Origin of the sequence: Alcanivorax profundi (genome assembly GCF_003597125.1) — a bacterium.
Taxonomy (GTDB): domain Bacteria; phylum Pseudomonadota; class Gammaproteobacteria; order Pseudomonadales; family Alcanivoracaceae; genus Alcanivorax; species Alcanivorax profundi.
Genome location: NZ_QYYA01000001.1, coordinates 305,446 through 326,233 on the forward strand (window position 1 = coordinate 305,446; position 20,788 = coordinate 326,233).

Sequence of the window (20,788 nt, forward strand, 5' to 3'; positions counted from 1 at the left end):
GTGGCAGTCAGAAGCGTGCCGATCCCAGCGGTAGCAACAACGCAGCGGCCCCGATTAACGCGGCGGCCGCGCTCAATAACCCCGGCGCAAAACTACCACTGCTTTCCAGCATCCTGGCGGTAACCACTGGCCCCAGAATCTGCCCCACGCCATAACAGGCAGTGAGTGCGCCCAGCGCCATGCTGGCTGCGTGGGGGGCCAGTTGGCGGCCGCAGTACATGCTGAGCGCGACCACGGCAGTAAAGGTTCCCCCGACCAGCAGCCCGCTGGTCACCAGCCCGGTGAGGCCGGGTAACCAGGCCGGCGCACTGACCCCCAGGGCCTGTACGACGAGCGCCATCATCAGTGCGTTGCGTTCGCCTGCACGGCCTGCCAGCTTGCCCCACAGCAGGTTTGCCGGCACGGCAGCCAGGCCCACAGCCAGCCAGGTATAGAAGGCGGCGTTGTTAAGGTCAGGGAGCTGGGTGCGAGCGATCACCGGCAGATAGGTGGTGCTGGTGATGTAGCCGAACCCCGCGAGCGTGTAGCTTGCGATCAAAAACCCCAACGCCTTGCGGTTGACCGGACTTGCGTGATGAGCGGTATCGCGGGCATGGGGCAGGGGAGGGATGCGTTTTAGCAGTGGTAACAGCAGCAAGGCGAAGACGCCGCACCCGCCCCACATCCAGGGGTAGCTGCCTTGCAAGGACTCGATCAGCGCCACGGTGAGGGCGGCGATGCTGATGCCCAGGCCGATACCGGCGTAGTGGATATTTCCCAGCCGTGCGCGCAGGTGGTTGGGCAGGGCGCCGAGCACCAGCGCGGAGCCATTGACCATGATGATGGCGCTGGCGATGCCGGCCAGGAAACGGTTGATGGCCCAGGGCATAAAGTTGTCGCTCACGCCCATTAGCACACTGCTGATCACACTGACCCACAGCGCCACCCACAGTGCGTTTCGGGCCTGATGGGCAGGCACACCCATGGCGAGCATGGCGCCAAGTAGATAGCCACCGTAATTCACAGCAGCCAGATAGCCGCCACTGACGGCAGTAAGCGAGCTGTCAGCAATCATGTCTGGCAAGGCCGGGGTAAAAAGGAAACGGCCAATACCCAATGCAATGACGAGACTGAAAGCTCCGGCAATAGCAATCAGCAGGGCGTTACGGTCTGTGTTGGTGCTGGCATTCACAATGTCGGTATCCCTAACGAGTCTCATATAGCGTTGCTAACGCGGCAAGCAAGAAGCCTAACAGGCCTGTGCTTATTTCTGTGTACTCTGCGAATGATGTTCAACATAAGCCTCAGTGATAAATAGAGCCTTGGTCGCAGGCGGAGCACCGTTTTCTCCCCATGGCAGTGCAAAAACAGCGCAATGCGGCGGTAACCGGCCCCTGCACCAAAACGGTGGTGCATTTTGGGGAGGGAGGGGCGGTGCATAACAGTGCCGCTTGTGCAATTTATGGGCGTGCGGGGTGGGCAGCGGTGAATCGTCAATGGCTAACCATATGAAAAACAAGGTTTTTAAAAATTGGCACAGCATTTGCCTTATACGATTCATCACAGCAACAGCGTTGTGACGACATAACCATCTTCGTGACCAACGGCGGTCACGAGAAGATTCGAGCAAAGGCGCTCAAGGTACCCGGTCAACGATGACGGGGGACCCTGAGCGCTTTTTTTATGCCTGCCGGAGAGCGGGCTAGTGAGGGAAGACTGATGAAAAAAATGATTCGTACGGCACTGACAGCGTTGACCATGGGGCTCTCTGCCAACGCCATGGCGGCAGATTCGGTGGGCTGGCCGGAGAAGGCCGACCTGAAATTTGGTTTTATCAAACTCACGGATATGGCGCCGCTCGCCGTAGCGTATGAGAAAGGGTACTTCGAAGAAGAGGGGCTGTTCGTCACTCTGGAAGCCCAGGCCAACTGGAAAGTACTGCTGGACCGGGTGATTGACGGTCAGCTCGATGGCGCACATATGCTGGCAGGTCAGCCGCTGGGTGCCACGATTGGTTATGGCACCGAGGCGCACATCATTACGGCCTTCAGTATGGACCTGAATGGTAACGGCATTACCGTTTCCAACGCGGTCTGGGAAGAAATGAAGAAAAATATTCCCAGCGAGAACGGTAAACCGGTGCACCCCATCAAGGCTGATGCCCTCAAGCCGGTAGTGGAAAAGTACAAGGCGGAAGGCAAGCCTTTCAACATGGGCATGGTGTTTCCGGTGTCCACTCATAACTACGAGTTGCGTTACTGGCTGGCCGCCGGGGGGCTGAACCCGGGCTACTACGCTCCGCACAAGGGCGATACCAGCGGTCAATTGCAGGCGGATGTGCTGCTGTCGGTGACACCACCGCCGCAAATGCCTGCCACGCTGGAAGCCGGCACGATCTATGGTTACTGCGTGGGGGAGCCGTGGAACCAGCAAGCCGTGTTCAAGGGGATTGGGGTTCCGGTCATCACCGATTACGAAATCTGGAAAAACAATCCGGAAAAAGTGTTTGGCGTGAGCAAGGGCTGGGCTGACAAGTATCCCAACACCCATATTCGTGTCGTGAAGGCGATGATTCGTGCGGCCAAGTGGCTGGATGAAAACGATAACGCCAATCGTCCGGAAGCCGTGAAAATCCTGTCTCAGCCGAACTATGTTGGCGCTGACTATGACGTGATCGCCAATTCCATGACAGGCACCTTCGAATACGAAAAAGGCGACAAACGCCCGGTGCCGGATTTCAACGTGTTCTTCCGCTACAACGCGACCTATCCCTATTACTCCGATGCTATCTGGTATCTGACCCAGATGCGCCGTTGGGGTCAGATCAGCGAGAGCAAACCCGATAGCTGGTACATGGACGTAGCGAAGAAAGTGTATCGCCCGGACATCTATGCCCAGGCGGCCAAGTCACTGATCGCGGAAGGCAAGATTGCCGCCGATGAGTTTCCCGATTTTGCCACCGAAGAAGGCTTCAAACCGCCGCAGAAAGGTTTTATCGACAACATCACCTACGACGGCCGCAAGCCCAACGAGTACCTGGCGAAATTCCCGATTGGTCTGAAAGAGGGTGACGCGCTTTAAGCGCTCGCCCGCCGAGGAGAAGCAATCATGGTGACCCTGACATTCCCAACCTGGATGGAACCCTACCGCGCCCTGGCCACAGGCAAGATGTCCGGTGAGCAATGGCAAGCCCTGCTGCGTCAGCTGATTTGGCCGGTACTGGGTATCGCGGCGTTCCTGTTGCTGTGGCAACTGGCGGCTCAGCGTATCGATACCTCGCTGGGACAGTTCCCTGGTCCTTCACAGGTCTGGGAGCAGGCTGGCAGCTTGCTGGATGAGCATCAGGCGTCACGGGCCAAAGAGGCTGCGTTTCATGAGCGGCAGGAGAAGTACATTGCCAGCCGTCTGGCGCAGCAACCGGAATGGGAACCGGTCTATCGCAGCTACACGGGAGCGCCGACGTTCTTTGACCAGATTGGCACCAGTCTGATCACTGTGATGAGTGGTTTTCTGCTGGCCTCCATGATTGCCATTCCGCTGGGGATTTTTATCGGCCTGAGCAGCACTGCCCATGCCGCCATGAACCCGCTGATCCAGTTGTTCAAACCGGTATCGCCGCTGGCCTGGTTGCCTCTGGTGACCATGGTCGTAAGCGCTGTGTACGTAACGGATGATCCGTTGGTCGCCAAATCGTTTCTCACCTCCATGTTCACGGTGTCGCTGTGCTGTCTGTGGCCGACGCTGATGAACACAGCAGTAGGAGTGACGTCGGTAAGCCAGGATCTCACCAATGTGTCACGGGTACTGCGTCTTAACGCCATGAGCCATGTCCGCAAGATCGTACTGCCATCGGCATTGCCGATGATGTTCACCGGTCTGCGTCTTAGCCTTGGGATAGCCTGGATGGTGTTGATCGCCGCCGAGATGCTGGCCCAAAACCCCGGGCTCGGGAAATTCGTCTGGGATGAATTCCAGAACGGTAGCTCCCAATCCCTTGGCCGCATCATGGTGGCGGTCATCGTGATTGGTCTGATCGGTTTTCTGCTGGACCGCCTGATGCTGATGCTGCAGCGGGCTCTGGTCTGGGACAAGTCATCCGTGCAGCGATAAACGACCGAATAGGAGAATCTTCATGAAAGCACTACTGGAACTGTCCAACGTGGGGATGAAGTTCGACACGCCGAAAGGTCAATTCGAAGCCCTCAAGGATGTAAACCTGAAAATCGAGTCTGGTGAATTTGTCTCGTTGATCGGTCACTCCGGTTGCGGTAAATCCACTGTTCTCAACATCGTCGCCGGTCTTCTGCAGGCCACCGATGGCGGCGTGATTCTGGACAAGCAGGAAGTCACGGAACCCGGTCCCGAGCGGGCGGTGGTATTCCAGAATCATTCACTGCTCCCCTGGTTAAGCGCCTTCGAAAATGTGGAGTTGGCGGTCAAGCAAGTCTTCAAGAAGACCAAGAGCAAAGCCGAGATTCGAGACTGGGTGGAACACAACCTGGAACTGGTGCATATGGCCCATGCCATGCACAAGAAGCCGGATGAAATTTCCGGTGGCATGAAACAGCGGGTGGGGATTGCCCGTGCACTGGCCATGCAACCACAAGTCCTGTTGATGGACGAACCGTTTGGTGCTCTTGACGCACTGACGCGGGCGCACCTTCAGGATTCCCTCATGGAAATCCATGCCCAGTTGGGTACCACTGTGATCATGATTACCCACGATGTGGATGAGGCGGTGTTGTTGTCCGATCGTATTGTGATGATGACCAATGGCCCTTCCGCCACCATCGGAGAAATCCTGGACGTCAAGCTGCCGCGGCCCCGAGACCGTCTTGCGTTGGCGGATGATCCCACTTTCGTGCGTTGTCGCCAGCAAGTGCTGCAGTTCCTGTATGAAAAGCAGCGCAAGGTGGAGCCGATGCCGAAACGCAATAGCGCCAACACAGAAAGGGTGCGTAAACGCGCCTGAGTTTCCGCTTAACGAATACGACTGCCATTGCACTGAACGGTGGCGGTAACAGGAAAGGTATGTCCGCACGTTGCGGAAAATCTGAAAAGTTTTACTGGGAAGTTAACTTGCTGAGGAAGAAAAACATGAAACACTCTGCCATTGCTGCCGGCGTTTTGCTGTCCACCATGGGGTTTTCAGGTACTGCACATGCTGAAGATGATGCACTGATTACCGCACTGAAAGACGGCACACCTATGGTGAATATGCGTCTGCGTTATGAAGAGGTTGATATTGAGGGGGTGGAAGACAAGGGTCAGGCGTTAACCCTTCGTACCCGACTCGGTTATCAGAGTGCCAAACTTCACGGTTTCGATGTGATGGGGGAATTTGAGGATACCCGCATCGTTGGCCAAGTTGATAATTATACACCGGAACAGGCGGGTTACCCGGTGATTGCGGATCCAGAAGTGACTGAACTGAATCGGGCAGCCATTCGCTATACCGGTAGTGATGCACTGGAAGGGCTCGTCGCGACTTATGGTCGTCAACGGATCATTTACGATAATGCCCGTTTTGTGGGCAACGTGGGCTGGCGCCAGGATGAGCAGACCTTTGACGGTACCAAACTGGATTACGGTGTTGGTGATTTCAAGTTATCTGCCGCCTACCTTACACAAGTGAACGGGATCACTCCGGGCTTTGACGCCAATGTCACCAATAACCTCTTCAATGCCAGCTGGACGGGGGCGCCCGGTGGTTCCCTGACGGCCTACGGCTATCTGCTGGAAACCGACAACGTCCCCGATTCTGACAACGATACCTGGGGCCTGCGTTACGCCGGTGCCTTCGATCTCGATGCCTTCAAGTTGCTGTTGACCCTGGAAGGTGCCCAGCAAGAGGTAGAAGCGGGCGATACCGAGTACTACTTCGCAGAACTGGGTGCCGAAATGGCAGGCGTGACCGTGAAGTTGGCACAGGAAGTGCTGGGTTCTGATGACGGGGTCGTAGCTTTCCAGACACCACTGGCAACCAAGCACGCGTTTAACGGCTGGGCGGACCTGTTTCTGGCAACCCCGGCAGACGGTCTCGAAGATACCTTTGTGACCGTGGGTGGCAAGCTGGCAGGTTTCAAGCTGGCGGCCATTTACCACGATTTCAAGTCTAACGAAGGCAGCACCGATTACGGCACAGAAATGGATCTGCTGGTCGCACGTCCGATCGGCAAGCACTACACAGTAGGTCTGAAGTATGCCGATTACAGTGCCGATGATTTTGGTGCGGATACCAGCAAGTACTGGGCCTGGGGTGAGTTGAAGTTTTAAGACGTCGTTCACGACATCTTAACCCCGACCCTCCCGATTTGACCCTCAGGAAAGGAGGAGAAAGGTGGAGGCTAGACGATATCAACCGCAACCCCAGGTGCCAGAATCAGAGGTGCAAGCGCCGCTGATTATCGTCGGGAACGGCCCGGCAGGTATTCAATGTCTGGTAGAGCTGCGTCGCCGAGGACAGACCACCCCGGTGAAGTTGTTCGGAGCCGAGCCCTGGGCACCTTATGATCGCGTCAAGCTGTCCACCTTCCTTTCCGGGTCAACCGGGTTTGATGACCTGACCAATTTACCGGCAGAACTGGATGACTCCGTGGAGCATCTGGTTGGCCGGTCTGTTACCGGAATCAATCCTTCCCGTCGCTGGGTAGAAGATGCCCTTGGACAGCGCCATCCCTACAGCAAACTTGTGCTGGCGCTGGGTAGCGACGCTCATATTCCTTCCATCCCGGGTACCGACTTGTCCGGGGTACTACGTTTTCGCGATATGGCCGATGCCCAGGCATTGATGGCCCGTCGCCTGCGCAGCACGCATACCGTGGTCATTGGTGGCGGGTTGCTTGGCATTGAAGCCGCTCACGGGCTGTGCCGGTTTGGCACCCGGGTCACCCTGATTCAGCACGCCGACCGGTTGATGAATCGCCAGCTCGACAGCGAAGCGGCCAGCCTGGTGGCTGGCAGTCTGAGTGAGTCCGGGGTGGATGTACGTCTGCAAACCAGCGTGCGTCGTATCGAAGGCAGCCAGCGGGTTGAATCTGTTGTCCTTGCTGATGGCACCGTGCTGCTTTGCGACACGGTGGTGTTTGCCACCGGCATTGCCCCGCGAACGGCGCTGGCGCGAAAGGCGGGTTTGACCGTGGCCAGTGGGATCCGGGTCAACGCCAGTATGCAGACATCCAACCCGGATATTTATGCCGTTGGAGAGTGTGCACAGTTTCAGGAACAAGTGTGTGGTCTGGTGATGCCGGCGTTGCAACAGGCTCGGGTGGCCGCAGCCAACCTGGCTGGCAGCCAGGACAGTTATACCCCGGTGGCTGACAGCACCTGGCTGAAAGTGATGGCGTTGGAAGTTTTCAGCGCCGGTCGCTTTATCGATGAAGAACGCGGTCTGGTGCACCAGACACTGGTTTACCGTCAGGTGGAAAAAGGGCTGTATCGGGCGCTGATGTTGCGTACCCATCGGCTGGTTGGCGTGGTGTCGGTGGGCCCCTGGCCCGAGCGCCAGCAGATTCTCAACCGGATTGCCGATGGGCGTCGCCTGCTTCCCTGGGAGATATGGCGTTTTCGCTTGTCTGGCACGCTTGCCGGTGGTCCTGCTCCGGTTGGGCAATGGCCTGCATCCACGGTGGTATGCCAGTGCCGCGGGCTGAACAGGGGACAACTGCAAACCTTCATGGGGGAAGGTTGCGACACCTTCACCTTGAAACAGCGAAGTGGGGCGGGAACCGTCTGTGGTGGCTGCGAACCGCTGCTGGACAGCCTCTGCCAAGGCGGTATGGCACGAGCGCGCAGTGTCCCCGGTGGCACAGCGCTTGCGATCCTGTCAGCAATGGCTGCGCTGCTGTTGGCGCTGGCATTCTGGTTGCCATCCCCTGGGCTATCGTCGTCGGTGCAATCACAAAGCCTGTTCGAACAGTTTTCCCGCAACGGGGAATGGCGTCAGTGGAGTGGTTATGGAGTGCTTGGCGCTTCGCTCTTGCTGTTGCTGATGTCATTAAAAAAACGGTTTCCCAAGGTGCCCATGGGCGGTTTTAGTGGCTGGCGAATTGCGCATGCCGCCATCGGGTCCCTGGCACTGGCTCTGCTCTATTGGCACACCGGTTTCTCGCTCGGGGAAAACCTCAATCGCTGGTTAATGCTGAGTTTTATCGGTGTCGCTATTGCCGGTATTGGCGCGGCTTTGTTAACCCGGTTTCAGGCGGCCCTCCCCGGGCTGGATGGATTACGCCAGGGCAGCACCTGGCTGCACATTCTGGTGTGCTGGCCATTACCGGTGCTGCTGATCTTTCACATTGTCTCGGCGTATTACTTCTAGGAGGGGCAACCGTGGGGATTCGCAAGCGCACAGTGGGGGTATGGGGAATCTGGTTGCTGGCGTCATTGGCCCTGGCAGGGTGGCTGGGGCTGCCCTTGCTAAAAAAGGACACGCCAAAGACCGCCTTTATTCCCGGTGCCATGACCCACGGCCACCACCAGATTGAATTGCAGTGTGGGGCTTGTCATGGCGATGGGTTCAATAGCCAGGAGGTACTGCAAGACGCCTGCGTTAATTGCCACGGCGACGAGCTGAAGGCCGCCCAGGATGCTCACCCGAAATCGAAATTTACCGACCCGCGTAACGCTGACCGGTTGGCGAATGTGGATGCCCGATTCTGTGTCTCCTGTCATGTAGAGCATCGCCCGGAACTGGATGTGGGAATGGGCGTCACCCTGCCCATGGACATGTGCGTGCACTGTCATGAAGACATCGCCAGTGAGCGGCCAAGTCATGAAGGCATGGGGTTTGATACCTGTGCCAGTGCTGGCTGCCACAACTTTCATGACAACCGCGCGCTGTATGAAGATTTCCTGCTTGCCCACGCGGGGGAGCCCTGGCTCAAACCCGAGCCGGTCCAGCCACCGCGACATGGTTGGCGTCATGACATGGACGACGCTGAACTGGTGGCGTTATTGCGTGGTGACGGGCCGCCGCCGGCCAGCGTGAAAGAACCGGAACATTGGGATGGTAATGCCCATGCCGAGGCCGGCGTGGCCTGTACCGCTTGCCATGGCAGTGCGGAGCAATGGGTTGATACGCCCGAACCATTGCAATGTGCCCGGTGCCACGAGCCTGAAGTGGAAGGGTTCACCCGCGGGCGTCATGGCATGCGGTTGGGAATGGCGCTGTCGCCCATGACGCCCGCACAGTCGGTGCTCAACATGCATGTGGAAGCGAGTCACCGTGAGCTGACCTGTGTGAGCTGCCATGGTGCCCATGACTTTGATACGCAAAAGGCAGCGGTGGATGCCTGCGTCGGTTGCCATAACGATGAGCATAGCAATGAGTACCTTCGCTCTCCGCATCACGACCTGTGGAAACGGGAAAAACGCGGCGAGCTGCCGCCGGGGAGCGGAGTCACCTGCGCCACCTGTCACATGCCCCGCGAGGCGCACAACGGGGATGTTCGGGTTCAGCATAACCAGAGCCTGAACCTGCGTCCGGTAGAAAAAATGATTCGTCCGGTGTGCCTGACCTGCCATGGGCTGGAATTCTCCATTGATGCCCTGGCGGACCCGCACCTGCTGGAAAACAACTTCCGTGGCAAGCCCGATATCCATGTGCCGTCAGTGGACATGGCCAGGGAGCGCGATGAGTCCCGGGACGGAAAGAAGGGGCTTTATTGAGCCATTACGGAAACAGATTTCAAACCTGAGGAGGTACTACCCATGCAAGCCATGCAAGACGTTGTAAAGCACAAAGTCTCCATCCTGATGGCCACAGCCCTGTCGGCCCTGTTACTCAGCGGTTGCGGCGAAGAAGAAGCCAAACCCGCGGGAGGAATTGATCCCAAGGTCTATACCGATTCGTTGTTTGCGGTCATGAATGCCGATCGTACCAACTACACCAAACTGATCATCGCCCGTCTGGGTCCCCAGGGGGCCGACAGCATCAAACCCCATGAATACTGGGAAGATCTGGATAACGGTGCTCCCTTGCCTGCGCAAATGTTCCGTTACGGCGCAGAAGCGGTTAGCGAAACAAGCAGCGATTTTTCCTATTCCCTGCAGTCTTTGTGGCCGATTAATAGCCAGAACGCGCCGAAAACCGAGCTGGAAAAAGAGGGGCTGCAATTCATCGTCGATAACCCGGGGGAAAACTTCTACGGCACAGAAACTCTGGGGGAAGTGAGTTATTACACCGCGGTGTACCCGGATGTGGCGGTAGCCGCCCCCTGTGTCGCTTGCCACAACAATCACAAGGATTCTCCCAAAACGGATTTCGAGATGGGAGACGTCATGGGTGGGGTGGTCATTCGAGTGCCCATGTAATGGGCGGGATGCGCACTTTCGGTTCGTAACGATTCATCGAATAACCGCTGCCACCGGCAGCAAGGGAGAAACGCATGACCCCAGAACAGATTGCACGGGTGCAAGACAGCTGGACCCAGGTGGAGGCCATTTCTGATCAGGCCGCCGCGCTGTTTTACGACCGTTTGTTTACCCAGGACCCGGCCCTCAAGCCCCTGTTCAAGGGCAATATGGAGGAGCAGGGGAAAAAGCTGATGACCATGATCGGGGTTGCGGTGAAGGGGCTGGACCGACTCGACACCATTGTCCCTGCCGTCCAGAAACTGGGCGAGCGGCACAAGGATTACGGGGTGAAACCGGCAGATTACACCACGGTGGCACAGGCCTTGCTTTGGACTCTGGGACAGGGATTGGGCGACGCCTTTGACGAGGATACCGAGGCCGCCTGGACGGCAGCCTACACGTTGCTGGCAACCACCATGATTGAGGCAGCGGAGTATTGATCCGCGGGGCCGCAAGTGCCGTTTTGGCACTGCAAAGCGCACCATTTCGGTGCGTTTTGTCGGTCCTTTATTGGTGAGAATTTAATCCTTAAGTAAAACAACAGGTTAGTGGATCAATGACTGGCACAACCGTTGCAAAACACTCCGGTACAACTTTGCGTCCGGACACCGTAGAGGCTATGGCTTTGAAAATCATGCTGGTGGATGACCAGCCACCCCGCGCCGCCATTCTTGAGCGGGCCCTCATTGATGAGGGTCACGAGATTCTGTGTCGGCTTACCAGCGCGGCCGGGTTGGCGGAAAAGGTAAGCAGCAGCAATCCGGATGTGGTCATCGTCGACATGGATGCCCCCGACCGTGACACTCTGGAAAGTATGGCGTTGGTGCAGCGGGATATGCCTCGCCCCATGGTGATGTTCTGCAACCAGGATGATGAAGATCTGGTCGTGGCGGCGCTGCGTGCCGGCGTCAGTGCCTATGTGGCAGGAGAAACGGATCTTACCCGGGTACGGGGCGTCATGCGTGTCGCCACCGCTCGCTTCCGCGAGTATCAGGCCCTGCGTGAAGAGCTGGAACAGACCCGCGAAGCGCTGGCAGAACGCAAGATTATTGAACGGGCCAAAGGGTTGCTGATGCAGCGCCGCCGGCTCAATGAACAGGATGCCTATAGCACCTTGCGGCGTCAGGCCATGAATACCGGGCAACCTCTGGTTCAGGTCGCGCGCTCGGTGCTGGATTACGCTGAATTGTTGAAGGCCCAAGGTTAGGTTGGGACGGTTTTCTCGTGATCTTTGGTGACGTTCCATTCGCGGTCTAAGCGCCGCTTCCATAATGACAGGAGACAGCATGCGACGAGTGAATCCGCTGATGAAATCGCGAAGTCTGGTGTCGGCACCGGCAAGACCCCTGGAGTCTTCCCGGCCTAGAAGCCAGGCGGCGGTGCAGCGTCGTCAGTCGGGAGATGCCCGTCGTGCCATCCTTACGGAGATCGCTTGATGAAAATCCGCATTGGCTACATGCCGTTGACCGATAGCCTGCCGCTGGCAGTGGCCCAGGAAGCGGGTTACTTCAGTGCGGAAGGGCTGGATGTGGAGCTTCAGCCAGAATGGAGCTGGGCAAGTCTGCGGGACCGGCTATTGGTGGGCCAACTGGATGCCGCACCGATGCTCGCGCCCATGTTGATGGCCACCACGCTCGGTCTGGGCAGTATCAAGAAACCGTTGGCCACAGCATTTTCCATGGGCCTGAACGGCAACGGTATTACCGTTTCCCCCATGCTGTTCCAGGGGTTGTGTGCCTTGTCTGAAGGGCCGACGCCTAACGACATGGCCAATGCCATGAACAAGCTTGTGGCCGCTCGGGCGTCCAGCGGAGAATCGCCGCTGACTCTGGCGGTCGTGTTCCCGTTCTCCTGCCATGCCTATCAGCTTCGCCACTGGCTTAGCGTGGCCGGGTTGGACCCGGACCATGATGTCAAACTGGTGGTGCTGCCACCGTCGCAGATGGTGGACCATCTGCGTATGGGGCACATTGACGGTTTCTGCGTGGGGGAACCCTGGAACAGCCTGGCGGCCCTGACTGGGGCAGGGCATTGCCTGTTGTCCGGCTACCAGATCTGGGAAAACGCTCCGGAAAAAGTGCTGGCGGTATCTCGTGACTGGGTAGCACGCCATCCGGATGAACACAGGGCGCTGCTGCGAGCCCTGTACAAGGCGGCCTGCCATGCGGATGAAAACCTGGTCGATAGCTTGTCACTGCTGGCTCATCCTGCCTGGCTGGATGTGCCGGAAGAAATCATTCGGGCCCCGTTCAGTCAACGCCTGCCAGGCGGTCTGACCGGTCAGCCGTTCCCGGCGCACCATTTTCATGTGTTCGCCGGGTTCCACGCCAATTTCCCCTGGCGTTCCGATGCCCGTTTCCTGCTTGAAGAAATGCAGCGCTGGCGTCAGTGTTCGTTGGAAGAAAAACAGACTTTTGCTGCCCAGTGCTACCGCACGGACCTGTTCCGTGATGCACTGGCGGATCTCACCAGCCTGCCGCTGATGGACAGCAAACCCGATGAACGCCACGCCGGCCACTGGCAACTGCCTGGAGAGCCCAAGCCTGTGCAGCTGGGCCCGGATCGTCTGTTGCGAACCATCGAAGAGCAGCCGGAGGGCTGACGGCTGCGAATACCTTGGCGTAGGAGCGACCCTGCGGGCGTTCCTTCGCTTCGCTCGGTGGCGGCGCGATAAGCGCTTGCGATATAACGCATTTGCATCACAGCGTTCACAGAGGTTAAAACCGTCTTTCCCTCAGTGGCCTCTGTGATATCTGTGGTCAATATCGCTTTTAAAGGGCTGGGTTATCGCGCCGCCAGCGACGCTCCTACGGCACGGGTTGGTGTCATTCGAAACTCGTTTCTAGTCTGTCTTTGTCAGAGTGCAGGTCCCACTATCACCTGCAAGCGTCATCGTGATCTCAACAAGGCATGCTCCTCAAACGAGAAAACTCACCCCCACGCCCAGCAACAACAGGGCGAACAAACGTTTCAACAGCCGTGGCGATAACCGGTGTGCGAGACGCGCGCCAAACCGGGCGAAGAACATGCTGGTCAACGCGACCCCCACCATGGCAGGAAGGTACACGTACCCCAGGCTCCACTCGGGCAGTTGTGGCTGACGCCAGCCAATCAGCATGAAACTCAAGGCACTGGCGGCGGCGATGGGTAACCCGCACGCTGACGAGGTGGCCACTGCCTGCTGCATGGGCAGGCTTCGCCAGGTAAGGAAAGGGACATTCAGGGTGCCACCGCCGATGCCAAAGATTGCGGAGGCCCAGCCGATTACCCCGCCAGCGGTCGTCAGGCCCAGCTTGCCTGGCACCGCACGGCTGGCACTGGGTTTCAGATCCAGCGCCATTTGAATAGCGATGACGATGGCGAACACACCAATAATCTTTTGTAGCATCGGCCCCTGAATTGACGCGGCGGTTAGCGAACCCAGCCCGGCACCCAGCAGGATGCCCACGGTCATCCAGGCAACAATAGACCATTGCACCGCGCCCTTGCGGTGGTGCTCCATCACCGAGTTGATGGATGTGAAAACGATGGTCGCCAACGATGTGCCCACCGCCAGATGGGTCAAGACTTGCGGGTCGATGCCCTGAGCGGTAAAGCTCAAGACCAGTACCGGCACGATGATGATGCCGCCGCCGACCCCAAACAGACCGGCCAATACCCCGGCCGCAGCCCCCAAAACCAGATAAAGCAAAAATTCCATACTCAACCCTTGGAAGAAATCTGTGTAAAGCCACATCGGTGGCAATGTAATAACGGAAAAAAGAAGCGGGGGAGGGCTCTCAGGTGCGAATAGCCGCGTCCAGATTGCAATATTGCCCTTTGAAATACAGCAGCGGCTGTGTGTCGCGCGTTTGCTGCAGGCTCAGTGCCCGCACTTCACCAATCACGATCAAGTGATCGCCGGCTTCGTGCTCGGCGTGAATGACGCAGTCCAGCCAGTGCAGGCTGCCACCAATCACAGGGTTGCCCAGGGGGGAACGAGTCCAGTCGATGGCTTGCCACTTGTCCGCGCCCTGTTGGGCAAAGCGGTTGGAGACCGCCACTTGCTCATCGGAAAGAATGTTCACCGCAAAGCGGCCCGCCCGACGGATCTTGGGGTAGCTGAAAGAGTCACGCTTCACACTGAAGGACACCAGCGGCGGGGTGGTCGATACGCTGTAGAACGACTGGCAGGTAAAGCCGATGGGCTCATCATCAATGTGTGACGTAATGACGGTGAGCCCGGAGGCGAAATGGCCGAGCGCCTGGCGAAAATGCAGTGGGTCGATGGCCGGTGTGGTGAGTGACATAGTCATTCCAGAATAGAAGTAACGCAGATGAGTGAATCAGGCGGGCTGTCCTGACAATGCAGAACCCCCGCTCTTGCCGACGGTATTCAGGCCAGCTCGTTGCGGACGATCTCTGCCCCTGCACTCAGTGCTCGCAGTTTTCCCCGGGCCACGTGGCGGGGCAGGGGGGCCATGCCGCAGTTGGTGCATGGGTACAGTTTGTCGGCATCCACGAATTGCAGTGCTCGGCGCAAGGTGCTGGCCACTTCTTCCGGGCTTTCTATGGTGTGGCTCGCCACATCAATCGCGCCTACCATCACTTTCTTGCCGCGAATCAGCTCAATCAGGTCCATGGGTACATGGGAGTTGTGGCACTCCAGGGACACCATATCGATGGTTGAGGCTTTTAGCTTGGGGAAGGCTTCTTCATATTGCCGCCACTCGGAACCCAGCGTTTTTTTCCAGTCGTTATTGGCTTTGATGCCGTAGCCATAACAAATATGCACGGCGGTTTCACACTTGAGCCCTTCAATGGCTCTTTCCAGTGTGGCCACGCCCCAGTCATTGACCTCATCAAAAAACACATTAAAGGCCGGTTCGTCGAACTGGATGATATCGACGCCAGCTGCCTCCAGCTCTCTGGCTTCCTGATTAAGGATCCTGGCGAACTCCCATGCCAGTTTCTCCCGGCTTTTGTAATGGGCATCGTAAAGCGTATCGATCATGGTCATGGGGCCGGGCAGGGCCCACTTGATCGGCTGCCGGGTTTGTTCACGCAGAAAGCGGGCATCCTCAACAAATACCGGTTTCTGACGACTCACCGCCCCGACCACCGTTGGGACACTGGCATCGTAACGGTCACGAATCTTCACCGTCTCGCGCTTTTCGAAATCGACTCCGTCCAAATGTTCGATAAAGGTGGTAACGAAGTGTTGGCGGGTTTGTTCACCATCGCTGACGATGTCGATGCCGGCCAGCTGCTGCTCATGCAAGCTCAGGCGCAGGGCGTCCTGTTTGCCTTCAGCGAGCGTCTCGCCCTGCAACTTCCAGGGGGACCAGAGCGTTTCGGGCTCGGCCAGCCAGCTGGGCTTGGGCAGACTGCCCGCGGTGGATGTGGGTAACAATCGTTTCATTATCTGTGCTGCCTTTTAAGCGCCGAAATTCGCAGACCATTGATTCAGCACCGCCCGGTAAGGCTCAATCAGATGCTGCTCAGCGAACTTGCCTTGTTTGATGGCCAATTGGCTGCGTTCTTCCCGGTCGTAATGGATGCGGGTCAGTGAGTAATCCGAGTGCTTGAGGCTGGGCTGGTAGCGGTTGCCGGCCTCGGAATTGGCGTTGTAAATCTCGGGTCGATAGATTCTCTGGAACGTCTCCATGGTGCTGATGGTGCTGATCAGCTCCAGGTTGGTGTAATCGTTCACCAGGTCGCCAAAGAAGAAAAAGGCCAGCGGCGCTACGCTGTGAGGGGGCATGAAATAGCGCACGCTCAATCCCATTTTCTTGAAGTAACTCTCGGTCAATGATGATTCATTGGGCAGGTATTCGAACCCCAGCACGGGATGGTGATTCTCGGTGCGGGTGTACACCTTGTTATCCGATACGCTGATACAGATCACGGGCAGTTTGCTGAAGTTTTCCCGGTACGCGCTTGAGTGAACAAAGTGCTGGAACAGCTTGCCGTGTAGATCACCAAAGTTCTCAGGGATGCTGAAACGGGGCTGGTTCTTGTTATGGTTTTGCAGGGCGATGCTGAAGTCATAATCCCGCACGTAGGAGGAGAAGTTGTTCCCGACAATTCCCTCAATGTGCTTGTTGGTATGCCGGTCAACGATGGTGGTTTTCAGGATTTCGATGGTCGGGAAAGTGTCGCCATTGCCTTCAATATCGATATCTACCGACACAATGTCATGCTGCACGGCGTAGCGATCGCCATTGGGGTTGTCCCAGTGTGCCAGCGCATTAAACCGGTTGTTGATCATCGTCAGGGTGTCGCGCAGGTTCTCCTTGCGCCGCTCACCCCGCGCCAGGTTGGCAAAGTTGGTGGTGATGCGCGTGCTGTCGGATGGGCGGTAATCCTCATCGAAACAAATGCGCTTGATGCTGAAAGTCAGTTCGTTGCTCATGGTGACAGGGTGTCCGCGTCAGTATTGGGCATGGCTTGCACCGCAGGGTGGGTACCGCAATGCAACCTTATTGGCGGCCATTATGCGCAAGTCTGAACTTGAGGTTAATTGGTATTATTTCAACACTTCATGAGATATTCTCATTTTTGTGTTGTCCCCCTGCCACGGGTGGCCCGGCTGTCAGGGTGCGTACTCTGGGTGGGTGCGAGGCTTGGGGTGCTGTTACGAGAGAGTGTGTAGCAGGGCTCACGATGGTGTAGGCCCCGTCCCACAATGGACATTATTGGAGGATCTGATGCTGGAACTACGACATCTTGCCACCCTGCGAGCGATTGATGAGGCCGGCTCGATGGTGGACGCGGCCGATCGACTGCATGTCACCCAGTCTGCCTTATCGCATCAGCTGAAAGATCTGGAACATCGGTTGGGCATGGAACTGGTCGTGCGGCGCTCCCGCCCGGTGCGGTTTACCACCGCGGGGCTGCGATTGCTGACGCTGGCGCAGGACGTGCTTCCCAGGGTGCAGCAGGCCGAACGGGAGTTGAAGCGGCTAGCCGAGGGGCAGTCGGGCCGGCTGCATATCGCGATTGATTGCCACTCCTGTTTTCAGTGGCTTATGCCGGCACTGGATGCCTTTCGTGAACACTGGCCGGACGTGGAACTGGACCTGTCGGCGGCCTTCAGTTTTGCGCCATTACCGGCGCTGTTGCGCGGCGATCTGGATATGGCGATCACCTCGGATCCGGTGGAGGATGCCGCGGTACAGTTCCTGCCGCTGTTTCGCTACGAGCTGGTGCTGGCGGTATCGGGGCGCTCGCCGTTGGCGAGCCGCAAATGGATCGAACCGACCGATATCAGTGACCAGACCCTGATCACCTATCCCGTCGAGCGCGAGCGGCTGGATGTGTTCACTGCGTTTCTTGACCCCGCCGGTGCCGAGCCCGCGGCGGTACGCACTGCTGAACTGACGCCCATGACCGCGCAGTTGGTGGCAGCAGGCCGCGGCGTGGCGGCGCTTCCTAATTGGGCGCTGACCGAATACACCACCCATGATTTGCTGAAAACCGTGCGCCTGGGAGAGAACGGCGTGTGGCGGACCCTGTATGCGGCGGTGCGTCTCGAGGATGCCCAGCGTCCCTACATTCAGGAGTTTCAGGAGACGGCGCGGGAGGTGTGTTTCAAGACGTTGAGTGGGGTGAAGGCGGTTAAGGGCAGTTAACAGTGAAAAGTGAACAGTTAACAGCGAAAAACCAGGGCTGCTGTGGTGCTTGTCTGCAAGCGATAATGAGATTTGGCGTTGAGACTAACGCGTTTCGAAAGGCTCAACCTTACCGTAGGAGTGTCGCTCGCGGCGCGATAAACCATCAGGATCAACAGGGGGTCGCCACAGAGCGCACGAGTCAAAATCTTTTTCCTCAGTGATCTCGGTGCGCTCTATGTTAAACCCTGTTTTTAAAGGTTCAGGCATCGCGCCGCGAGCGACGCTCCTGCGGCAAGGTGGTGCGATGGCTGGCTGCTGGGAGGTTATGAAAAAATCTTAACCCCGACGATGCCGGCCACAATCATCAGCAGGCAGGCGAGCTTGCCGGCGGATACCGAATCCTGAAAGAAAACGATGCCCAGCAGCACCGTGCCGAAGGCACCGATGCCGCTCCAGACGGCATAGGCGGTGCCGGCGGGGAGGGTGCGCATGGCCTGAGCCAGCAGCCAGAAGCTCAGGGCGGCGGCGATCAGGGTGAGAACAGTGGGTAGCGGACGGGTAAAACCGTGGCTGGCCTTGAGTCCCAGCGCCCAGCCAATTTCCAGTAATCCCGCGAAGAAAATGTAAGCCCATGCCATGAGGTAACTCCTGCATGGGGCCGTCCCCGGGTGATGCCGTGTGATCGAGGTCGTCCTCGGGCGTGAATGTTGTTCAGGAATATAGTGTGAGTGGCGAAAATTTCAAGGTGTGGGGGCCCGCAAATGCGTTGGGCGGACGGACGGTATGCCTTACTCACTGGAGAGGGTGCGGTTTTATTCCGGGCACCATTTATTCCGGGTACCAGGTATCGATAAGGGATTGCATTGCTTCCTCGTTATGGCAGCGATCTGTCTCTATCCACGGTTCGTCGATGCCGTTGTCGTCCTGCCATTGGGCCAGTGCCATCAAATACCCATAGGCCGGGCAGTCCGGTGGGGAGGAGGGCTGTTCCGTGAACAGTGGCAGCTGCAGGTGGCTGGGTTGCCGCGACAGCGGAGGGATCAGCGTGCGGGTACCGATTTCTGCATATGCATAATCGGGATGCCGGATCTGCCATGTCTGGGTACGCATGGCACTGGCGGCCATGATCAGGTGCAGCCCGACATGGCTTTGCTCTTCGATCGCAAAATAGCCGTCTTTATCCGTGGTGGCTGACAGGCTTGGGTCATCCGCGTTGGTGATAACGGCACCGGCAACCGGGGTGCCGGTGACCCCATCGACAAGGGTGCCGTCCACCGGTTGGACACCCCACTGACGTTTGATGGTGGGCAGGCAGCCGCTGGTCATTAGGCTGCTGAAGAGCAGGGCCAGTGCCAGCCAGTGGTATTTTCTCATGTTCGGTCCGTTATGTTGTGTGTGCCTTGCCGATAACAGGGAGATAACGCTCTCACCATTTTTTATAGGGCAGCGTACTCAGGGCGCTGTTGTAGTAGCGTGTTTCGCCAGTGACATCGTCCCCGAGCCACTCGGGTTTGTCGAAAGGGGTGTCTTCGCTGGGCAGTTCGATTTCTGCCACGACCAGGCCTGTGTTGTCGCCGTGAAAAACGTCTATTTCCCAGCACAAGTCGCCCTGGGGCAGGCGGTAGCGGGTCTTGTCGATGACGCCGGCGCCGCACAGCTCATCCAGCATCTGGCGGGCGTCGTCGACGGGAATGGGGTACTCGAATTCGCTGCGGGTAGCGCCAGTGGTCTTGCCCTTGATGGTCAACCAGGCGCTTGCCCCGGCGATGCGCACGCGCACCGTGGCGTGTTTGTCGTGACTGAGATACCCCTGGGTCAGACGTTCCCCTTCAAGCGTTTGGGTAACGGCGGTGTTGCTGACGAGAAACTTGCGTTCAATTTCCTGGCCCATTATCGATTCCCAGCTGGTCGAAGGTCACATCAAACCCCAGTGCGTTGAAGCCTTCAATAATGTCATCGGGCAGATAGAAGGCGGGGTCGTCCATAAAGAAGTAGTGTGACACACCGATGCCGTAGCGGTAATCGCCAGGCAGGTTTTTCAGCTGGGGGGCCAGGCGTTGCAGTTTGAGCAGCAGCTTTTCGAAGTGGTCCCGATGGCTTGCTCGCTCGTCCAGCTGGCTGGAGAGGATCCAGCGGTTTTCCCGCCGCTGAGCGTCCGGGAAGGCGTCGCTGTAGGTGTCGCCTTCGCGCCAGTAGTCATCGGCGCCTTGTCCCAACAGCACGTCGAGCCGGGCTGGGTCGTGGTCGAAACCGACAATGGCAAAATAGACGTGGTGTTCCATCATTCGCTGCCGTCCGGCGCCGCTGTTTCAGGGCGTAGCTGGCGGTTACGCTGAAGTTCTTCGACCGGGAACCCTTTCTCTTGGGCGACCTGTACCAGCGCCTGATACTGGTCTTCGGGTAGTTCTGACTGGCGCGCCAGAATCCACAGGTATTCCCGGCTGGGTTCGCCGATCACCACGGTCTGGTAATCCTTGTCCAGGGCAATAATCCAGTAGTTGCCTTCGGTGATGGTGGGGATCAGTCGGGATACCCAGTTATCGAATCGCACCTTCAATTTGGCATTGTCAGAGCCAGGTACCACCCGGGCAGTGCCTTCCGCTTCACTGGTTTGTTCGCCCTCCCGCTGACAGCGGTTGATAACCTTCACGGTGCCGTCGTCGTTGAGACTGTAGGTGGCGGTGGAATCGTAGCAGCCACGCTGGAACCATTGGGGCAGGCGGGCAATCTCGTACCAGGTTCCGGCATAGCGCTGCAAATCCACCTTGTTGACGGTGGCCAGAGGTTTCTCGTGGCCGCCGCAGGCGCTGAGCAGCAAGGTGGCAATAAGCGGGAGCAGGGCTGCGACAGGGTGTTTCATT

22 protein-coding genes are annotated in these 20,788 nt (G+C 57.9%); 12 read left to right on the forward strand and 10 right to left on the reverse strand.

Translation table 11 applies throughout. The annotated features are described in order from the left end of the window. Positions 1-7 precede the first annotated feature (7 nt). Positions 8-1,198 carry a YbfB/YjiJ family MFS transporter gene (locus D4A39_RS01430; protein WP_119917366.1) on the reverse strand — a complete coding sequence of 397 codons (1,191 nt, stop codon included), beginning with the start codon at positions 1,196-1,198 and terminating at the stop codon, positions 8-10. A 500-nt stretch (positions 1,199-1,698) separates the two neighbouring features. On the opposite strand from D4A39_RS01430, the gene D4A39_RS01435 reads away from it, so the two are divergent. From D4A39_RS01435 to D4A39_RS01480, 11 genes are all read left to right on the forward strand, one after another. After that, positions 1,699-3,060, forward strand: coding sequence for a CmpA/NrtA family ABC transporter substrate-binding protein (locus D4A39_RS01435; protein WP_022984442.1), 1,362 nt, complete (start codon positions 1,699-1,701; stop codon positions 3,058-3,060). 27 nt (positions 3,061-3,087) lie between these two features. Further along, positions 3,088-4,089, forward strand: a complete 1,002-nt coding sequence (locus D4A39_RS01440) for an ABC transporter permease (protein WP_022984443.1) — start codon at positions 3,088-3,090, stop codon at positions 4,087-4,089. A gap of 22 nt (positions 4,090-4,111) precedes the next feature. Beyond that, positions 4,112-4,951 carry an ABC transporter ATP-binding protein gene (locus D4A39_RS01445; protein WP_022984444.1) on the forward strand — a complete coding sequence of 280 codons (840 nt, stop codon included), beginning with the start codon at positions 4,112-4,114 and terminating at the stop codon, positions 4,949-4,951. A 125-nt stretch (positions 4,952-5,076) separates the two neighbouring features. Continuing rightward, complete coding sequence (locus tag D4A39_RS01450) at positions 5,077-6,255, forward strand: alginate export family protein (protein ID WP_031226043.1); 1,179 nt, start codon at positions 5,077-5,079, stop codon at positions 6,253-6,255. Between the two features lie 64 nt (positions 6,256-6,319). Next, positions 6,320-8,296, forward strand: coding sequence for an FAD-dependent oxidoreductase (locus tag D4A39_RS01455; protein WP_081703602.1), 1,977 nt, complete (start codon positions 6,320-6,322; stop codon positions 8,294-8,296). A gap of 11 nt (positions 8,297-8,307) precedes the next feature. Then, positions 8,308-9,645: a cytochrome c3 family protein gene (locus D4A39_RS01460; RefSeq protein WP_022984447.1), complete on the forward strand. Its 1,338-nt coding sequence runs from the start codon at positions 8,308-8,310 to the stop codon at positions 9,643-9,645. A 42-nt stretch (positions 9,646-9,687) separates the two neighbouring features. Beyond that, complete coding sequence (locus D4A39_RS01465) at positions 9,688-10,290, forward strand: Tll0287-like domain-containing protein (RefSeq protein WP_022984448.1); 603 nt, start codon at positions 9,688-9,690, stop codon at positions 10,288-10,290. Between the two features lie 74 nt (positions 10,291-10,364). Then, entirely contained in the window at positions 10,365-10,772 is a 408-nt protein-coding gene (locus tag D4A39_RS01470) for a globin family protein (RefSeq protein ID WP_022984449.1), read from the forward strand. A 179-nt stretch (positions 10,773-10,951) separates the two neighbouring features. Next, the gene (locus tag D4A39_RS01475; protein WP_022984450.1) at positions 10,952-11,539 is read left to right on the forward strand and encodes an ANTAR domain-containing response regulator; all 588 of its coding nucleotides are present in this window, start codon (positions 10,952-10,954) and stop codon (positions 11,537-11,539) included. Between the two features lie 79 nt (positions 11,540-11,618). Further along, positions 11,619-11,768 carry a hypothetical protein gene (locus tag D4A39_RS17735; protein WP_158245816.1) on the forward strand — a complete coding sequence of 50 codons (150 nt, stop codon included), beginning with the start codon at positions 11,619-11,621 and terminating at the stop codon, positions 11,766-11,768. Next, positions 11,768-12,934, forward strand: coding sequence for a CmpA/NrtA family ABC transporter substrate-binding protein (locus tag D4A39_RS01480; RefSeq protein ID WP_119917367.1), 1,167 nt, complete (start codon positions 11,768-11,770; stop codon positions 12,932-12,934). Before D4A39_RS17735 ends, D4A39_RS01480 begins: the two co-directional genes overlap by 1 nt. 315 nt (positions 12,935-13,249) lie before the next feature. Here the strand turns inward: D4A39_RS01480 and D4A39_RS01485 are convergent, their stop codons facing one another. The 4 genes from D4A39_RS01485 to D4A39_RS01500 form a co-directional block, all read right to left on the reverse strand. Next, a complete protein-coding gene (locus D4A39_RS01485; RefSeq protein ID WP_022984452.1) occupies positions 13,250-14,032 on the reverse strand; it encodes a sulfite exporter TauE/SafE family protein in 783 nt (260 codons plus the stop codon). A gap of 79 nt (positions 14,033-14,111) precedes the next feature. Further along, positions 14,112-14,621: a flavin reductase family protein gene (locus tag D4A39_RS01490; protein WP_022984453.1), complete on the reverse strand. Its 510-nt coding sequence runs from the start codon at positions 14,619-14,621 to the stop codon at positions 14,112-14,114. Between the two features lie 86 nt (positions 14,622-14,707). Then, positions 14,708-15,733: a methionine synthase gene (locus D4A39_RS01495; protein ID WP_022984454.1), complete on the reverse strand. Its 1,026-nt coding sequence runs from the start codon at positions 15,731-15,733 to the stop codon at positions 14,708-14,710. Positions 15,734-15,748: 15 nt separating this feature from the next. Further along, positions 15,749-16,726: a DUF1852 domain-containing protein gene (locus tag D4A39_RS01500; protein ID WP_022984455.1), complete on the reverse strand. Its 978-nt coding sequence runs from the start codon at positions 16,724-16,726 to the stop codon at positions 15,749-15,751. A gap of 295 nt (positions 16,727-17,021) precedes the next feature. Between D4A39_RS01500 and D4A39_RS01505 the strand changes: the two genes are divergently transcribed. Continuing rightward, on the forward strand, positions 17,022-17,945 hold the full coding sequence (locus tag D4A39_RS01505) for a LysR family transcriptional regulator (RefSeq protein WP_119917368.1): 924 nt from the start codon (positions 17,022-17,024) through the stop codon (positions 17,943-17,945). A 305-nt stretch (positions 17,946-18,250) separates the two neighbouring features. On the opposite strand, the gene D4A39_RS01510 is transcribed toward D4A39_RS01505, so the two are convergent. The 5 genes from D4A39_RS01510 to D4A39_RS01530 form a co-directional block, all read right to left on the reverse strand. Continuing rightward, positions 18,251-18,565: a DMT family transporter gene (locus D4A39_RS01510; RefSeq protein ID WP_022984457.1), complete on the reverse strand. Its 315-nt coding sequence runs from the start codon at positions 18,563-18,565 to the stop codon at positions 18,251-18,253. Between the two features lie 190 nt (positions 18,566-18,755). Then, positions 18,756-19,301 carry a carboxypeptidase-like regulatory domain-containing protein gene (locus D4A39_RS01515; RefSeq protein ID WP_119917369.1) on the reverse strand — a complete coding sequence of 182 codons (546 nt, stop codon included), beginning with the start codon at positions 19,299-19,301 and terminating at the stop codon, positions 18,756-18,758. A gap of 52 nt (positions 19,302-19,353) precedes the next feature. Beyond that, positions 19,354-19,818, reverse strand: a complete 465-nt coding sequence (locus tag D4A39_RS01520) for a CYTH domain-containing protein (protein ID WP_022984459.1) — start codon at positions 19,816-19,818, stop codon at positions 19,354-19,356. Continuing rightward, a complete protein-coding gene (locus D4A39_RS01525; protein ID WP_233552378.1) occupies positions 19,802-20,212 on the reverse strand; it encodes a DUF4279 domain-containing protein in 411 nt (136 codons plus the stop codon). Before D4A39_RS01525 ends, D4A39_RS01520 begins: the two co-directional genes overlap by 17 nt. Next, positions 20,209-20,787: a lipocalin family protein gene (locus tag D4A39_RS01530; RefSeq protein ID WP_022984461.1), complete on the reverse strand. Its 579-nt coding sequence runs from the start codon at positions 20,785-20,787 to the stop codon at positions 20,209-20,211. Before D4A39_RS01530 ends, D4A39_RS01525 begins: the two co-directional genes overlap by 4 nt. Between the last annotated feature and the right edge of the window lies 1 nt (position 20,788).

What these genes read in the sequence shown, in the direction of transcription:
- D4A39_RS01480 (WP_119917367.1), top strand. Translation starts at nt 11,768, where the DNA reads ATGAAAATCCGCATTGGCTACATGCCGTTGACCGATAGCCTGCCGCTG.
- D4A39_RS01430 (WP_119917366.1), bottom strand. Translation starts at nt 1,198, where the DNA reads ATGAGACTCGTTAGGGATACCGACATTGTGAATGCCAGCACCAACACA.
- D4A39_RS01500 (WP_022984455.1), bottom strand. Translation starts at nt 16,726, where the DNA reads ATGAGCAACGAACTGACTTTCAGCATCAAGCGCATTTGTTTCGATGAG.
- D4A39_RS01445 (WP_022984444.1), top strand. Translation starts at nt 4,112, where the DNA reads ATGAAAGCACTACTGGAACTGTCCAACGTGGGGATGAAGTTCGACACG.
- D4A39_RS01505 (WP_119917368.1), top strand. Translation starts at nt 17,022, where the DNA reads ATGCTGGAACTACGACATCTTGCCACCCTGCGAGCGATTGATGAGGCC.
- D4A39_RS01475 (WP_022984450.1), top strand. Translation starts at nt 10,952, where the DNA reads ATGGCTTTGAAAATCATGCTGGTGGATGACCAGCCACCCCGCGCCGCC.
- D4A39_RS01465 (WP_022984448.1), top strand. Translation starts at nt 9,688, where the DNA reads ATGCAAGCCATGCAAGACGTTGTAAAGCACAAAGTCTCCATCCTGATG.
- D4A39_RS01440 (WP_022984443.1), top strand. Translation starts at nt 3,088, where the DNA reads ATGGTGACCCTGACATTCCCAACCTGGATGGAACCCTACCGCGCCCTG.
- D4A39_RS01490 (WP_022984453.1), bottom strand. Translation starts at nt 14,621, where the DNA reads ATGTCACTCACCACACCGGCCATCGACCCACTGCATTTTCGCCAGGCG.
- D4A39_RS17735 (WP_158245816.1), top strand. Translation starts at nt 11,619, where the DNA reads ATGCGACGAGTGAATCCGCTGATGAAATCGCGAAGTCTGGTGTCGGCA.
- D4A39_RS01485 (WP_022984452.1), bottom strand. Translation starts at nt 14,032, where the DNA reads ATGGAATTTTTGCTTTATCTGGTTTTGGGGGCTGCGGCCGGGGTATTG.
- D4A39_RS01530 (WP_022984461.1), bottom strand. Translation starts at nt 20,787, where the DNA reads ATGAAACACCCTGTCGCAGCCCTGCTCCCGCTTATTGCCACCTTGCTG.
- D4A39_RS01470 (WP_022984449.1), top strand. Translation starts at nt 10,365, where the DNA reads ATGACCCCAGAACAGATTGCACGGGTGCAAGACAGCTGGACCCAGGTG.
- D4A39_RS01510 (WP_022984457.1), bottom strand. Translation starts at nt 18,565, where the DNA reads ATGGCATGGGCTTACATTTTCTTCGCGGGATTACTGGAAATTGGCTGG.
- D4A39_RS01515 (WP_119917369.1), bottom strand. Translation starts at nt 19,301, where the DNA reads ATGAGAAAATACCACTGGCTGGCACTGGCCCTGCTCTTCAGCAGCCTA.
- D4A39_RS01520 (WP_022984459.1), bottom strand. Translation starts at nt 19,818, where the DNA reads ATGGGCCAGGAAATTGAACGCAAGTTTCTCGTCAGCAACACCGCCGTT.
- D4A39_RS01525 (WP_233552378.1), bottom strand. Translation starts at nt 20,212, where the DNA reads ATGATGGAACACCACGTCTATTTTGCCATTGTCGGTTTCGACCACGAC.
- D4A39_RS01495 (WP_022984454.1), bottom strand. Translation starts at nt 15,733, where the DNA reads ATGAAACGATTGTTACCCACATCCACCGCGGGCAGTCTGCCCAAGCCC.
- D4A39_RS01435 (WP_022984442.1), top strand. Translation starts at nt 1,699, where the DNA reads ATGAAAAAAATGATTCGTACGGCACTGACAGCGTTGACCATGGGGCTC.
- D4A39_RS01450 (WP_031226043.1), top strand. Translation starts at nt 5,077, where the DNA reads ATGAAACACTCTGCCATTGCTGCCGGCGTTTTGCTGTCCACCATGGGG.